This is a genomic window from Diplocloster agilis (genome assembly GCF_019042275.1).
Lineage (GTDB): Bacteria > Bacillota > Clostridia > Lachnospirales > Lachnospiraceae > Diplocloster > Diplocloster agilis.
In genome coordinates, this window is record NZ_JAHQCW010000049.1 from 11,805 (window position 1) to 28,187 (window position 16,383).

A 16,383-nucleotide genomic window follows, 5' to 3' on the forward strand; every position below is an offset into this window, starting at 1 on the left:
TTTACTTAATAAAATCCTTTACGTTATTATGGTCAGCAAGACTGATATCAATATTGGTAATCGGCTCCACCGATTCTCCCGCCAGTACCTTTTCCACTGCCGCAATCGAATCTTCTACTATATTTTCCGGCGGAACTACAATGATCGCCTTATAATACGGGTCATCATTTTCCAATGCGGTAAAAGGTTCTTCTCCAAATCCTCCGCAGGACAGCACAGCGCACTTTTCCGCTTTCGCTTCCTGCAAGGCCGTAACTGCCCCCCAAGCATGATTATCCACAACACCGTAGACGATATCAATCCCCTTTGCAATGTTATTATTTATTACATTAGCCGAAAGTTCACGATTTCCATTGGTACACTGACGCGCGACTAAATCCAAATTTTTTATATCCTTCAGTGCATCCAAAAATCCTTCGTCCCGCTTCTCCAGATGGGGATAGCCCGTGCCATCCAGCATGACAAGATTTACGGTATTCTTATCCGCCAGATTCTCCTGAATATATTTCACCGCATATTCCCCTAGCATCTGGCCGCTTTTATAATTGTCCCAGGATATACAGGTGGAAATCCATGCATGGTCGATCGGAGTGTCTATCGCAATAACCGGTATCCCGGCCTCCTGGCATTTGTCGATGGCAGGCAAAATCCCCTCTACATCCGCTGCCGAAAGGACAATAGCGTCATACTTTTTGGCAATAAAATTTTCGATCTGCTGTACCTGCTTTTCATTTTCCTGATTTCCATCTTGGATGTTAACTTCATACCCCTTATCTGCGCATTGTTTTTCAAACTGATCTGCAATATCGGCCAGCCATTCGTCATTCTTAGTAAACAGACACACCCCAATTCGAAGGGATTTTCCCTCAGATGTGGCTTTGCCGGACGCGTTCCCTGCATCCGTCTTCGCCCCACAACCAGCGGTCAATCCGCAGATGAGGATAAGTACTAAAAATATTGCTGTTGTTTTTTTCATAGTGTTTCCTCCTTTAAATGGTATTCATACAATAAGTTCTATTATAAAAAAGAAACGAGTCGATAACTCCGACCAGCTTCGTAATTATACGCACAAAGCCATAATTGCTTCCTGAGAAGCTTGCCCGCGTGTAAGCTCTCCGACCTTGCGTCCCTCGTACATTACCACAATATTATCGCACATGCCCAGCAGTTCCGGCATTTCACTGCTAATCATGATAATCGATTTCCCCTGTCTGACAAGTTTTCCCATCAGCCGGTAAATTTCACTCTTGGCTCCTACATCGATGCCACGGGTCGGCTCATCCATGATGATAATATCACTGTCCGCCATCAGCCATTTTGCGATAACGACCTTCTGCTGGTTGCCACCGCTTAAGTACTGTACTTCTGTATCAGGTCCCGGCGCAGCTATGGAAAGCGCCTTGATATATTCCTCCGCATAACGCCGTTCCAGCCTTTTGCTAAGTATCCCCCGGCGTATTATCTTTTTCAGGCTGCTCATACAAATATTTCCGCTGATAGAAGCAATTTGTACAAGACCCTGCTTTTTTCTGTCCTCCGGTATCAAACCAATTCCCGCCCGGATTGCCTGCGCAAACTTCTTATAATGTACCATTCTACCGTCTTTTCGCACCTCACCCTTCGTCAAATCCGAAAGTCCAAGAAGAGCCAGCATGACCTCCGTACGCCCGGCGCCCACCAGACCGGAAAATCCTAAGATTTCTCCTTTATGGAGTGTAAACGAAATATTATCAAATACCCCTTTCTGCGTCAGACCCGTCACCTCTAAAACCGGCGGTCCCAGTTCCATCTCACACTTAGGATATTCATTTACCAGTGTGCGGCCCACCATAAGACGAATCAGCTCTTCCCTGGAACACTCCTGAACCGGAAGCGTTTTTACAAACCTTCCATCCCGCAGTACTGTAATATCATCAGCAAGATTAAAAATTTCCTCCATTCGATGGGAAATATAAATAATAGTTACGCCACTGCGGACTAACCGGCGCATCATGGAAAACATCACTGTCAGTTCCTTGTCCGTCAGCGTGGCGGACGGCTCGTCCATGATCAATAGTCTGCAGTTATGATTAATTGCCTTGCAGATTTCTACAACCTGCTTTTGCGCTACGGAGAGAGATTCAACAAGCTGCGTTTCTCTCATGCTCATACCAAGCTGTGCCAGCATTTCTGCTGCTTTGTGATGCATCTTTTTCCAATCCGCCAGGCCCCCGCGATATAATAGATTGCCCAGAAATATATTTTCCGTAATAGATAGGGGCTCACACAGTTTCAGTTCCTGGTGTACTACACTGATTCCGTGTGCCTGAGCATCGGCCGGGCTCCGCAGCGTCAGCTTTTTCCCATCCAGTAAGATATCGCCCTTATAATTCAGATAGATTCCCGCCAAAATTTTAATCAATGTAGATTTCCCAGCGCCATTTTCCCCGACCAATGCATGAATCCTGCCCCGGGAAATGGTAAAAGTCACGTCATCCAGCGCCTTGACACCCGGAAACTCTTTCGTAATTCCTCTTAAGCTTAAAATTGTATCTTCACTCATCCACTCACCTCCAAGCTTTAATTGCGTTTCCTGTTCCCCAGCACATCTGCCGTAATTGCAATAATCAGTACTCCACCCTTAATGGCGTTCTGATAAAATGGATCTACATCCAGCATCGTCATTCCATTAAAGAACATAATTAAGAAAATTGTACCAAATAACACACCTACAATTTTTCCCTTTCCTCCGGTGGTGGAAAGGCCTCCGATCACACAGGCTATCAACGTATCGAACTCATATTGATTTCCGTTTGTGATTGAGACGGAATCCAGACGTGACATAAGAAGCACACCGGCCACGCCGGCTAACAGTCCTCCCAGAATATAGGTGGCGCACAGATATTTTTTTGTGGGTATACCTGCAAAGTAAGCCGCTTCCTTCCCTCCGCCGATGGCAAATACGTTACGGCCAAACCGGGTTTTTGCTGCTATAAATTGTATCAGGGCATAAAAAGCAAGCATGATTAGAACGCATATCGGAATTGGTCCCAGGTAGCCACGCCCTAAAAATGCGATGTCTTCCGGCAAGCGTGCAATCGGCGTAGCATTTGTTATGATTTTGGCAAAACTTTGGCAGATCATCTGCATACCCAGCGTAGCAATAAACGCAGGTAACCCCACATATGCCACCAGGAATCCATTACACCAGCCGATCAGGCATCCCATAAGCAATGCGCAAACTACAGCCACCCAGGGATTTACATCCATGAATTTCATCAAATAAGCGCCTATAACACTGCTGAAACATACACACTGCCCGATCGATAAGTCCAGGTTCCCGCTGATGACAATTAACGCCTGTCCGATAGCCGCAATGGATAATGCGGCGCATTGCAGCAGTATGTTGGTGAGATTCTGCGCGGTAAGAAAATATGGCGAAGCTACGGTAAATACAGCTCCCATCACGAGGATGGCCAGTATAGACGAATACTCCCGTGTCAATTGCTTCAGCTTATCTTTCATCACAAACTACCTCTCTTCATTAAATATTCTACAGTGTCCACAATTATAAAATCGTTCATTTTACATAAAACGCGCGAAGCAAAAATATACATCTTGCATAACATCAATGTTATATTTTATGATATTTTATAACTTTTGTTTCCGCATTTTCAATTTATCACAACAGAACCCGGCTTTCTATACAAATTTGTACGTATAATTTACAATATCGTTCAAAATATGCTACAATGATATAAACTGACAGACTAATAGGAGGTAACCTGAAATGGATGAGAAACGTTTTCTGGCACAGACCTTGCGTCATCCTCTACATATAACACAGGTCATAAGTGCATTTTACAGTGATCTTGGACAAGACTTTATTTCTCGTGGAGAAATCCATGATTTTTGGGAGTTTGTATATGTAGACCGTGGACATTTGCATGTAGAAACAGATCTCGGTTCCTATCCGCTGGCACAAGGTCAAATAACCTTTCACCCGCCTATGGAATATCATAGGCATATCGCCAGCCAGGACCAGGATACCTCTCTGTGCATTGCAGCATTTTATTGTGATTCTCCCGCCCTCGCCCCTATGGCACACCGAACCTTTATCTTAGATGATACCCGCCGCCGTGCCTTATCCCAAGCTCTAAAATACGCGACTGATATTTTTTCCTCACTGGTGGATGCGCAAGACGTGTTATATCTCGTAAAAAAACCGGACGTAAGTGAAGTGCAGGAGCAGTTATTTACCAATTCTCTGGAAAGTTTTCTTCTGCTCTGTGCACAGGAGGCTGCAGGACATTCCTTAAGTCTCCGGCCTGCCGACGCGATCGCCTGCACCCGTGCGGAGCATTTAGGACAGCGGGCGGTTGACTATCTTGCCCGGCACTTGATGGAATCCCTGTCGATTTCTCAGATATGTGCTGCGCTTGGATGCTCCAAAACAACGCTTTCCACCGCTTTTCGTGCATATACCGGCAGCTCTGTAATTCCGTATTTTAACCGTCTTAAAATTGAAGCTGCAAAAAATATGATACGCTTTGAGGATTTAACACTGACGCAAATAGCGGCACGTCTTAATTTCTGCAATCTAAATTACTTTTCCACCGCTTTCCGGCGGTATACCGGGATGCATCCAAGAGAATATGCGAAAAGTCTCAAAGTTCATAACGGTGTTTACCTTGTGAATCCCGAGCATGACGCCATCCTTCGGCACAGCTGAGATAGGTAAATTTATTGATATCCCGGATTTATGATTGTGAAACGTAATTTAAAAATTATTTTCTTATACACTTTTCTAATTACAAAAAGACCGTCTGTAAACGATTGATATCGTAAATCAGACAGCCTTTCTTGCTTAAAAGTCATTTTTCTATTTCTTTAAAATTCTTCTGACACTCTCTTCTGTCGTGTTACATTTTTTAGCTATCAATTTAATAGTTTTCTCCCTGTTCATGCAGACGGAATATTTTCTTAGCCAGATCGATTCCTTTTTCTATTCCCCTTTCCATACCTTATTCGATTCCATCCTCCATCAACATTTGTCCTAGTCTGGTCATAGCGATTATCTCCTTAATATCCTACATTCATTTAAAATACCCAGTGCCAGTCTCATTTTAGCCACTCTTCGCTATATACTGTCAGAGAACAGAACTATCTCAAAACTCGATCGGTGTCAGGATACTCTTCATGGTAAAAACAAAAATCAGAAGGAAAAAGGGTCCAGAAATCAGCTTAGAAAAAGGAGTGTCCGTAAATATAGGGACAAGGGATTTTTATGCTTAAAATAAGCAACAATAAAAAGAGAAAGAAGGGCCCATGGAAAAACAAGCGCTAAAAACACTGAATACCATGGGGCCTTCCTTTTTTAGTTCAGGAGCTTAAAAATCGGTATTTACCGACAGCCCCTTTTGTCATGACAATACCGTGAATCCGAATGCCGAATTATTCCGCCGCATAATACCTTCCAAGAGCATCCGCTCCCATAATTGCCGCATATACATCTTCCGGAGTCACCTCGAAGGGCATATTTCCCAGCGTGTCATTTTCTGAGCAGGCCAGTTTCGCCACTTCCATGATCTGATCCGGATTCACTTCCTTGATGCCCAGATCAGCCAGCGTAGTGGGCAGTCCCACTTCCATACAGAAATCCAGCACCGTCTCGATCTCTTCCATATCGGCATTTTCCAGAACCAGCTGTACCAGCGTACCGAAAGCCACCTTTTCTCCGTGATAGAAGGCATGGGTCTCGGGGATCGCCGTCAGACCGTTATGGATCGCATGCGCTCCGGCCAGTCCGCCGCTCTCGAATCCGATACCGGACAGGTAGGTATTAGCCTCGATGACATGTTCCACTGCTTTCGTGCAGGCTTTCGCCTGAACAGCCAGATACGCGCCGACACCGCTTTCCAGCAGGGTTTCGTAGCAAAGCTTCGCAAGGGCCATAGCCGCCAGCGTGATCTTACCGCCCACGCAGTTGCCTGCATTGGATCTCTGGCAGGCTCTCGCCTCAAAATACGTGGCCAGCGCATCTCCCATACCGGAGACCAGAAGTCTGGCCGGCGCTTTACATACGATATCGGTGTCCACCAGAACCAGATTCGGGCTGGCCGGCAGGAACAGATATTTTTCAAACACGCCTTCGTCCGAGTAGATCACGGATAACGCGCTGCAGGGAGCATCTGTGGAAGCGATGGTCGGAACGATCACAACCGGAAGTCCCATGTAATAAGCTACCGCCTTCGCCGTATCATGAATCTTGCCGCCGCCGATTCCAACGATGGTATCGCAGCCGGCCTCCTTGCATTCGCCGATCAGCCGGTTGATCTCTGTCATAGAGCATTCGCCGTTGAAATTTTTAAATATAAGCTGAAGATCCGCATCCCCTTTACCTTCCAGAATCGCAGGTTCCACCCGCTTTCTTCCGGATTCACTGGTCAGAATACAGATTTTTTTACCGTAATTGCCTGCGTAGCTGCTGAGTTTTTTGATTTCCCCCTTGCCCTGGATATATCTGCTGGGGCTGCCAATAATGTTTGCCATACTTACGTCCTCCTTTACCGATGCGGGTAATAGTGTGTTATTTTTTTAACATACTTTTATTATTATGGAAATCGGGGACGCCGTCAAGCATTAAACTGACAAATTTTCACATTCTTCCTGTAGGTACCATGGACATCTTTATGTTATTTTCCTTCTGATTATGGAATATCCCCAAATCAAATTCTGTCTTCCAAACGATACTGGACATTATTTACAAAGCTAAGCATTTCTCGTCCTGAATATTTAACATTGAGTTCCTCTAGCACCACATGGTAAAATAAAGATCAGAACGTACCGGCAAACGCTGCGGTAAAATACCTGGTCTATAAGGAATCGATGATTATGAATAAATATACGAAACGAGCCTGCCTGTTTGTTATGCTTTCCATGTGCTGCCTGCTCTGGGGCTGTCACAAAATGGACGGTCCGGCTTTATCCGGGCCGGATGTATCCGAATCTCAGAAAGCCATGATCCAGGCGGAATCCCCTCCAAAAGTCCATCTCAAATTAACCTATTCGGGAAAGGATATCGTCTGGATATCGAAGATCGAGGAAATCGTGGCCTCCTTTACCACTCTCTATCCGTCGATCGAAATCGAACTGGATCCCGGCCGGGAAGGGGTGTATATGGAATATCTGAAGGCTTCCAAAGCATTGAACGACTTTCCGGATATTATGGAGATCGAGGAGCCCCTTTCCTTTGTCAAATCAGGAAAAATCGGTATTATCCCCGATGACGCCAGCGGACTGGTGAATGATCCGTTGACCTATAACAGCCGGATATTTGCACTGCCCATGTACTCCACCACCTATGGAATGATCTATAATACGGAGATGTTTGACCGGTATCAGCTAACGCCGCCCAAAGATTACCAGCAGTTTCTGGACCTGTGTGAAACGCTCAAAAAGAAAGGCATCGCTCCCATCGGCGTCGCCGGGGATGATATGCGGTACTGGAATTATTGGATCAATTATTACTTTATCAAGGATGTGTTGTGTAAAATACCGGACTGGCAATATCTGAGAGGGCTGAAAAAAGCGTCCTTTGCGGACGAATGTGCCGCCGGCATGCTGAAAGATTTCAAACTGCTGTTCGACAAAGGATATATCGATGAGAACTTTATCGAGCTGACGGAAAACCAGCTTGCCACCTCTTTTGTGCAGGGAGATATCGCCATGCTCTATGCGGGGCCCATGCTATTTTCCCAGATACAGAACACGGACGCCGACATGTCATTTTCCTGGTTTTTTCTTCCGGATGAACAAGGGAATGTGATGGCTGCCAAGGATACGAAATCCTACTGGGCCCTCTCCAAGGAATGCACCAGAGATCAGCAAAAGGCTGAGGCTGCTTCCCTGTTTTTACAATATTTTTATCAGACAGAGAATTACCGGAAAATATTAATTTCCATAAATGCGATTCCCACCACCCGGCAGACGGTACTCTATCCTTCCATCGAGGTTCAGCAGGATCTGTTGGTTAATTACCGCTACGCGGAAAAATTCAGCAGCCTGATCGGCAGCCTGGACACCCCGGAGACGTTCAACAACGCCATGAGCCTGATCGTAAAGGACTATGTGTTGGATATGGTTTCCCTTGAAGATACAGCGGTACTCCTGGACAGCGCCTGGGACAAAGCCCGCGTCTATTAGTCTGTGAGGTAACTTGAGCTATGAAGTCTGTATGGAACAAAAAATCGGATTCATTTGCCGGAAGGCACAGTATTTTCATAAAATTAGCCGCCATTTTGATCGTCGTTGGGCTGGTCCCGCTGCTGGTCATCGGCGGTATTATGCTGAACCGTTTCATCGGGAACATGCAGAAAATTCTGTTGAATAATACAGAGCAGATGAACTACTCCGCCGCCTCCAGCGTGGAAGGAATCCTGCGTGACATCGACGATCAGACCATGTCTCTTTACCGGTATTATACGGTGGATGACTATAGTTATCTCCACGATCTGTTATTGGATGAGACCGCCACGCCCAATAAGAAAAGCGCCAATATGAATAAAATGCTGAACCGTATTTTGAATAGCAATTCCTTCATCAAATGCGCTTATTTTATAGACAACGGAAAAAATCTGTACTACAGTTCCCATCCGGATACCGGCGTACTGAACCGCGAAAAAACCCTGGATCATATCGGTGGGTACGAATGGAAGAGCTTCTCCGACCTCCACATCTTCCCTACCCACCGGGCGGACTACTATTATTATGATTCGGATACCATGGTGGTCACCTTTGCCCGCAGATATATGAATACGGCGACGATCTGGACAGCCTCCTCGGAAGTCCTGGGAACTTTATACATAGACGTGGCAGTAGAGCAGTTCGCGGCGGCGGTGGAAAAGATGAACGTGGACCAGCAGATCTCCAGCTTCTGTATTCTGGATACGGAAAATGATCAGCTGATCTATCAATCTTCCGAGCGGGCGCCCGTCATAGATTCCCTGGATCTTACCTCACTGCTGTTTTCGGATAACGGAGGGTATCTGGCGGTACCGAATGGATATCTGGTATATAACTTTATTCCAAAAAGCAGCTGGATCGCCATTACCGCGCTCTCCGACCAGGAGATGACCGGAAGCTATGAGGCTTATCGGCGCTACACACTGACTCTGCTCTTGATCGCTTCGTTCCTGCTGTGTCTGACCGCGCTCTTTTTCTCAAGGCAGACCAGCAAACCCATACGCCAGCTGAAGTCGGCCATGATCCGTATTGAGAACGGCCGTTTGGATACCCGGGTCCATTTAAACCGCAGTGACGAGCTGAGCGTGCTGGCCGACGGATTGAACCACATGGCGGAAAATCTCAATTCCTACATCCAGAAGAGCTACGTAGCCGAGATTAAACAAAAGGAGACGGAACTGGAAGTGTTGAAGGTGCAGATTCAGCCCCATTATCTGTACAATACTCTGGAAGTCATCAAGATGACCGCGCTGGATCATGGGGATCATGATGCGGCCGATATGTTAAACAGCCTCTCCCATCAGCTCCGTTACCTGATCAGCAGTCCCAGCGAGGTTGTGATGCTTAAGGAAGAAATAGAAAATATCCGGAATTATTTTAAAATTATAAAAATCCGCTATGAAAACAGATTTCAGCTGGAGCTCTGTATACCGGAAGAGCTGCTAAACGTATGGATACCGAAGCTGATCCTGCAGCCCGTGGTGGAAAACAGCGTACAGCATGGCCTGCTTCCGGCCAAGGGAGCAGGAAAAATATCCATTACCGCTCAGACGGTTACCGATCGGGATACTTCCTGCCTGGTTATTGAAATTCTCGATAACGGTCTTGGCCTGGATGCAGACCGCCTGGCCTTCCTGCAGTCCCTGTTAAAGCAGGATATCTCTGAACCGGTTACAGACGCGCCTCCGGAAAATATCGGATTGAAAAATGTACACGACCGTATCCGCCTGTATTATGGAGATGGCTATGGTATCTGCATCGAGAGCTGGCCGGGATTGGGTACTCTGGTCCAATACCGGCTGCCGGTCCTGAACGGATCTTACATTTCCCAGGAAAAAGGAGGAACCCAAGATGCTTAAATTAGTCATTGCTGATGATGAACCCATGATTCTCAAGGGATTAAAGAAATTAATACAAGGCCTGGATATGGACATCCAGGTCATCGCAGAAGCCCGGGACGGGGCGGAAGCCGCTGATAAAATACTGTCTCTCAAACCAGATATCGCCATACTGGACGTCGCCATGCCGGCGAAGACCGGCCTGGATATCTTAAAAGAGCTGGCCAACTGCCAGTGTCCGACCCAAGTGATCTTTTTGAGCGGTTACAAGGAATTCAGCTATGTAAAGGAAGCGATCCAATACGGCGCGGTGGATTATCTGTTAAAACCCGTGGAGGAGGAGCCCCTTGTCCAATCCCTGAAAAAGGCCGCATCTCTTCTCCAGGATCAGAGTATTCTGCAGCTTTTTAATGACGAGGATGTGGATATCCGCAAAATATTCCGCAGCATCAACGAGGGCCTGGCCTATAACGAGGAGGAGTTTTATCAGATTTTTAAAGATCTGGGCCTGGCGCTTGAGGATAAGGCTCTGGTCTGTGTGGATTTCTATCTCTCCTCGGAATCCGGACGAAAATTATCCAACGAATTATTTGGGAAACGCCAGTTAGTCCGCTTCTCCGTTTTTAACGAGATTCAGGAATATGTCCGGCAGAATAACTGCGGCTTTCTCATCAGAAAGGAAGTCAGCCACAGTTATCAGGTATTCATCCTCCCCGCCGCCTCAGGCAGAGAGGAAATGAAACGCCATATCCGGCTCATATCCCAGATGATCCGCGAGAAGTACGGGTTTGCATTAAGAGCCGGTATCGGGGATTTTATCTATGATATAAGAGATCTGCAAAAAACCTATAAGACGTCCATCATGGCCAGAGATTTCTATTACTTTTTGAATCAGCCTGTGATTTTTTCGGAAGATATCAAGAATGTATATGAGCCCGTAGAGGAGGAATACGAAAAATCCTGTGAAGAGATATTGGATCACATCCTGCATCAGCGCAGTCAGGCAGCCGCCTGTATCGGCGGCTGCCTGGATCTGATCTGTGTCATGCACTATGGAAGCAGGTCGGCGGTGGTGCACAAATGTATTTCCTTTTCCGAACAGCTCCATCAGCATCTGGTAAAGTACCATCTGATTGAACCGGAAGATCCCGGATTCAGGGAATATCTCATAGCGCTCCCGGATTACGATACTTTTGCCGCGTTAAAGGAGGCCTCTCTTCAATATTACCGGACGCTTCTGGAACAGCTGTACGCATCCGGCAATTATCAGGATTCCTCCGAGACCGCCCGGCTGGTCAAATATATTGAGGAGCACTATGCGGAGGATATCACTCTGGCGGATCTGTCCCGGCTGGCCTGCATGAATCCCTACTACGTCAGTTCTTTTTTCAAAAAATCAACAGGGAAAAACTTCAAAACCTATCTTACTGAGATCCGCATGAAAGAAAGCATCCGACTGCTTCTGACAACTGATAAGAAGGTTTATGAAGTGGCGGAAGCGGTCGGTTACCACAACGTAAGGCAGTATATGGATAAATTCAAGCAGCTGTACGGCATGAGCCCATCCGAATATAAAAACAGTCCTCACTGAATTATTTTATTTCGGGATCCGGCGTTAGTTTATATAATACGGCGCCATGGATGGGGATGCTGGCCGTGATCATTTCCCTGGCCGGGGCTTGATTCCTGTGGTTCCACAAGTCTCTTACCTGACACGGGCCGGGGAGTCCGATTTTATCCAAGCTGAAGGCAGCCGTTTTCTCTACCCATCCGATATTAAATATGGCCAGATAGGTATTGTTCCGGGCATCCTGCGACGTCCATGCGATGATATCGCTGCCGCGATAGATTTCTCCGGCACCGGATGTGTCTTTTAGCAAGGACAATACTTCGGCGTTGGTAAGCAGCTCCAGTGTCCATGGATCATTATCGCGCAGTTCTCCTCCCATCATCAGGGGGGACCGGAAGATACACCACAAGGTCATCAGAGTCGTCTGTTCTTCCCTGGTAAACCGGGTAAAGCGGTCGGACAATCCGTGCTCATTTCCCCGGATGCTGATGTGCCCCAGCGGAAGCATATCACAGTCCGGCCAGCAGCCTTCTTTTACATACGGGCTCCAGTCCCGGCATATATCAAACATTTCCCTGATATCTTCCCAGCGGTCCCAGAAATCACCGGTGATCCGCCACATATTGGCATACCGGCTCAGATGCCCGGCTTGCGTAAGCAGGGCCGGACCGGGCGACAGGCTTAGGACGATCTCTCTTTTACAGCGGCTGATGGCGCGGTGGATCATCTCGATCTCTTCTTTGGCGGAATACAGGTCATGGGGAAGGAAGGCCGTCGTGCAGATGTCGTCTACCTTCACATAATCAACGCCCCATTCTGCATAAAGTTCAAAGAGCGAATCGTAGTATGCCTGCGCTCCCACCGCGCTGGTATCCACGCCGTACATATCGGTGTTCCAGGAACACAGAGAAAATGGATGAGCGATGTCCCGGGCTGTGACCGTTGTTCCTTTTACCGGCAGCTGGGCATGTACCGCCTGTCTGGGTACCCCCCGCATCATGTGGATTCCAAATTTCAACCCAAGATCGTGGATTTTCTTTGCGATTGGTCCAAACCCTTTTTGCCCGGCGCTGGACGGGAAGCGGTTCACGGCGGGTATGAGCCTTCCGAATTCATCCATCTCAAGGGGGGCGAATTTATGATATACCGAGGTATTGGCGCTGGGTTCATACCATTGTATATCACAGACGATGTATTCCCAGCCGTATGCCTTCATATGTTCCGCCATATAGTTAGCATTTCCCAGCAGTTCCTCTTCTGTGACAGAGGCTCCGTAGCAGTCCCAGCTGTTCCAGCCCATCGGCGGCGTAACGGCAAATGTATTTTTATCCATTTTGTGATATTCCTTTCTTTTACAAATATCTACTACTGTCCTGCTACCCTTTGACCGATCCGCTCATCAGCCCCTCCAGGAAATATCTCTGCAGGAACAGGAAGATGAAGGTTACAGGGATAACCGCTATGACGGAGGCCGCCATCAGGCCTCCCCAATCGGTAATGTTGGCTCCTTTGAACAGCATAATCGCAGGTGTGATCGTCCGGTATTTATCTGTGGACAAAAAGACATATCCGAACATAAACTCGTTCCATGCATTGATAAAAGCGTACAATCCCGTGGAAACCAGGCTTGGCACCGACAGCGGCAGGATCACCCGGACAATGGTGGTAAATTTATTGCAGCCGTCCATTTCCGCCGCCTCCTCCAATTCGATGGGGACCGTGTCAAAAAAACTGCTCATCATAAAGGTGCACAGTGGTATGACAAAGGTGGTATACGCCAGGATCAGGGAAAAATAGGACTCTAAAAGCCCGATCTTCTGCATGGTTATATAAAGCGGTACCAGCAGGAGCACCCCCGGAATCATCTGGGATATCATCATCCCCACATTGGATAGTTTCACGATTCTTCTCTTATAATATCGGCTCAGCACGTAACCGGCCATTACCGCGATGATCATGGATAAGACGGTAGCGGCGCTGGCCACCACGAAGCTGTTCCTCATATACTTTACAAATCCTGTATCAAACAGGACCTTGAGCAGATTCTCTATGGTCGGCTGATGGATAATCAGACTTGGAACCGCCTGGCGTACTTCCGTCTCCGGTTTTAACGCCGTGATAACCATCCAGAGAAAGGGAAATACACAGACCAGGGAGATCATGGTCAACAGGATATAGGTAATCAATTTTGTCAGCCTGTTACAGGCTTTTCTGCCTAACATATTTTCCTCCTCTCTAATTACTGTCATTGGCCGCCTGCGTACGCATGCGGTAATAAAAGATAAACAGTATGGTCATCATGGCGATCATCATCGTGGACAAAGCAGAGGCCGCTCCGACGTTGAACTTTTTCATCGAGTATCTGTAGATCATCAGCGGCAAAGTTTCCGTCGCGTAGTTGGGACCGCCTTCCGTCATTACCCAGATAAAGTCAAAATTGATGGAAGTCCAGATCAGATGCATAAAGATAATGACCAGGGATACGGTTTTCATCTGCGGCATCGTGATACTGAAAAATCTCCGGAACATACCAGCTCCGTCGATGGAAGCCGCTTCGTTCAGATCCTTTGGAATCGACTGCAGCGCCGCCAGAAAAGAGATGGTGTAGTAGGGAAAACTCCGCCAGATATTGACAAAGATCACGGTGGCCATGGCGGTGGATTTGTTTCCCAGGAAATTCACCGGCGCGTCCACCAGGTGCAGCTGCGTCAGGATATAATTCACGATTCCAAAGTTTGGATTCAGCATCCAGTCCCAGGTCATACCGGCTACAATGATCGGAACCAGCCATGGTATAAAAATACAAGTTCTGAAAATGGCCCGCCCTTTAAATTTTTGATTCAGTAGTACCGCCGTTAGCATACCAACCATATACTCGCCGGCTACGGAAAAAACGGTCCAGACTACCGTGTTTTTGATCGCCTGGGTAAAATGGGGGTCCCGCATGACGGTTTTGAAATTTTCCAATCCTGCGAATCCCTCCATGGACTTATTGACCAAATGCGTATAGGAAAAGGCATCATGAAATACTTTTCCAACCGGATACGCGATCAATAGGACCAGAAAAAGGATGGCGGGCAGGAGCATAACCACTGATGTGGTTATCTCCCGCTGTGCCCGGTTTTTATGTTTGTGTAATCGTTGTTTGTTTTTCATGATACCAGCCTCATACGCTACTCGCTGAGCTCGCCGGAATCTGCCAGGGATTGATTGATCGCCTCACTCAGCCAGCTAGCCGCATCCTCCGGTGATTTGCCGTCCTGAAGTACCATGGCGATCGAGTCGATCATCGCCTGTGTGATTCCGCCCAGGGTAACCGGCGGGAATACGACGCCGTCGTCAGCCAGATTGGCAAAGCCTTTACTCCAGATCGTATCGGTAAATACATCCTTGCGGGCGGAATGGGATGCGAACGCGGCTTCCTGCCACTCCTTGGAACAGACCGCGGAGGCCAGCGCGAATGCGCCTTCTTTATTCTTGCTGTCGCTGAAAATATACTGAGGTTTCGCTTCTATGTAGGTAGCGGGCTGTCCGTCGGAAGGATAGGGGATCGGGCAGATATCCACATCACCCATGGTTTCCGGATTTGATTTTTCCCGTTCTTCCAGCCAGTTTCCGGTCACATACATACCGGTATAGCCGGTCGCGAAGTTTTCATCGGTCTCTTCATATCCCCAGGTCACTGAGGCGGGATCTACAACTCCTTTGTCTACCAGATCCTTGTAGAACTGGAATACTTTAGCCGCTTTTGCCAGATCTTCCGGATTTTCGGCCCAGGTGTTTTTGTACTTTCCGTCATCCTGGATGGTGCAGACCTCTAAGCCATATTGGGCCAGATATACGATCAGTTCCTGCGGGGAACGGACACCTGCGGCAGCGATGCCGTAAGGGTATACGCCGGCTTTCTCATAGTAGTCGGTAAGGGCGAGTACGTCCTCCCATGTTTTCGGTACTTCCACTCCCGCTTTGGCGTTGAGATCTTTGTGCACTTCCAGCGCCCGCAGCGTCATCTCGTGAGGCACGGCATAGTAATGATCCTGGATCTGAAGGGCAGAGAGCACAGACTCATATACCGCATCCTTATCCTCCCACTTCTCATAGTAGGGAGTCAGGTCTTCCAAAATACCCATATTATGAAACTCTCCCAGCCATTCCGGCAGTCCCCAGATCAGATCGGGAGGATTCCCGGCAGACGCGGCGGAGATCACCTTATCGTGCAGCATATCATAGGTATAAACCGTATAGTTTACTTTATAACCAGTTTCTGCTTCGAACTTTTCAATCATGTCCAGACTTCCCGCCTCGATGTCCCCACCGGGTACCCAGGTGGTCCAGAACTCAATCGTCTCGCCGTTTCCGGCTTTTGCCGTGTCCTGCCCGGCATCCGCGGGCGCACCGGTCTGGGTCTCCTGTCCGGCGTCCGTGTCTTTGCCGGAAGGCTGCGTATTTTCAGACCCGCAGGCAGTCAGGGCCATGCTCATCACACCGGCTAAAAGCAGTGCGGTCCATTTTTTCAGATGGTTTTTCATGTGATTCCTCATTTTCTACTTCTCCTTCTCCTGTTAAATATATATTTGTTAACTGGTACAGGCAACATACTAGCATATGGTTTACCGGGAGACAACGGATCTGCCGGGATCGGTTAAAAAACCTCCATAGCTTCTTAAAAAACCGCATAAAAAACAGAACCGGTTCCTGCTTGTGGAACATGGTTCTGTTTTTCCGGAGGCATCCATAAATAGTCTGATGGTT

General features: G+C 47.6%; 12 protein-coding genes. 4 read left to right on the forward strand and 8 right to left on the reverse strand.

Annotation, left to right across the window (positions count from 1 at the left end):
- Position 1: 1 nt before the first annotated feature.
- The 3 genes from KTH89_RS21325 to KTH89_RS21335 all read right to left on the reverse strand — a co-directional run bounded on the left by KTH89_RS21325 (position 2) and on the right by KTH89_RS21335 (position 3,504).
- Positions 2–976, reverse strand: a complete 975-nt coding sequence (locus KTH89_RS21325; protein WP_238723017.1) for a sugar ABC transporter substrate-binding protein — start codon at positions 974–976, stop codon at positions 2–4.
- Between the two features lie 84 nt (positions 977–1,060).
- Positions 1,061–2,542 (reverse strand): sugar ABC transporter ATP-binding protein, encoded by a 1,482-nt coding sequence (locus KTH89_RS21330; protein WP_238723018.1) that lies wholly within the window; start codon positions 2,540–2,542, stop codon positions 1,061–1,063.
- A 17-nt stretch (positions 2,543–2,559) separates the two neighbouring features.
- Entirely contained in the window at positions 2,560–3,504 is a 945-nt protein-coding gene (locus KTH89_RS21335; protein ID WP_238723019.1) for an ABC transporter permease, read from the reverse strand.
- A gap of 265 nt (positions 3,505–3,769) precedes the next feature.
- Between KTH89_RS21335 and KTH89_RS21340 the strand changes: the two genes are divergently transcribed.
- Entirely contained in the window at positions 3,770–4,711 is a 942-nt protein-coding gene (locus KTH89_RS21340; protein ID WP_238723020.1) for a helix-turn-helix domain-containing protein, read from the forward strand.
- Positions 4,712–5,433: 722 nt separating this feature from the next.
- On the opposite strand, the gene KTH89_RS21345 is transcribed toward KTH89_RS21340, so the two are convergent.
- Positions 5,434–6,531, reverse strand: coding sequence for a glycerol dehydrogenase (locus KTH89_RS21345; RefSeq protein WP_158345972.1), 1,098 nt, complete (start codon positions 6,529–6,531; stop codon positions 5,434–5,436).
- A gap of 342 nt (positions 6,532–6,873) precedes the next feature.
- Between KTH89_RS21345 and KTH89_RS21350 the strand changes: the two genes are divergently transcribed.
- Genes KTH89_RS21350 through KTH89_RS21360 form a run of 3 tightly spaced genes read left to right on the forward strand, consistent with a single transcriptional unit; the run spans position 6,874 to position 11,652 of the window.
- Positions 6,874–8,184: an ABC transporter substrate-binding protein gene (locus KTH89_RS21350; RefSeq protein WP_238723021.1), complete on the forward strand. Its 1,311-nt coding sequence runs from the start codon at positions 6,874–6,876 to the stop codon at positions 8,182–8,184.
- Between the two features lie 20 nt (positions 8,185–8,204).
- Complete coding sequence (locus KTH89_RS21355; protein WP_238723022.1) at positions 8,205–10,082, forward strand: cache domain-containing sensor histidine kinase; 1,878 nt, start codon at positions 8,205–8,207, stop codon at positions 10,080–10,082.
- Positions 10,075–11,652: a response regulator gene (locus KTH89_RS21360; RefSeq protein WP_238723023.1), complete on the forward strand. Its 1,578-nt coding sequence runs from the start codon at positions 10,075–10,077 to the stop codon at positions 11,650–11,652. Before KTH89_RS21355 ends, KTH89_RS21360 begins: the two co-directional genes overlap by 8 nt.
- A 1-nt stretch (position 11,653) precedes the next feature.
- Here the strand turns inward: KTH89_RS21360 and KTH89_RS21365 are convergent, their stop codons facing one another.
- From KTH89_RS21365 to KTH89_RS21380, 4 genes are read right to left on the reverse strand one after another with little or no spacing between them, the layout of a single operon-like run.
- Positions 11,654–12,964, reverse strand: coding sequence for a glycoside hydrolase family 27 protein (locus tag KTH89_RS21365; protein ID WP_158345980.1), 1,311 nt, complete (start codon positions 12,962–12,964; stop codon positions 11,654–11,656).
- Between the two features lie 43 nt (positions 12,965–13,007).
- Positions 13,008–13,853, reverse strand: coding sequence for a carbohydrate ABC transporter permease (locus KTH89_RS21370; protein ID WP_238723024.1), 846 nt, complete (start codon positions 13,851–13,853; stop codon positions 13,008–13,010).
- 13 nt (positions 13,854–13,866) lie between these two features.
- Positions 13,867–14,787 (reverse strand): carbohydrate ABC transporter permease, encoded by a 921-nt coding sequence (locus KTH89_RS21375; protein WP_158345984.1) that lies wholly within the window; start codon positions 14,785–14,787, stop codon positions 13,867–13,869.
- A 17-nt stretch (positions 14,788–14,804) separates the two neighbouring features.
- On the reverse strand, positions 14,805–16,172 hold the full coding sequence (locus KTH89_RS21380; protein ID WP_238723025.1) for an ABC transporter substrate-binding protein: 1,368 nt from the start codon (positions 16,170–16,172) through the stop codon (positions 14,805–14,807).
- Positions 16,173–16,383: the final 211 nt, after the last annotated feature.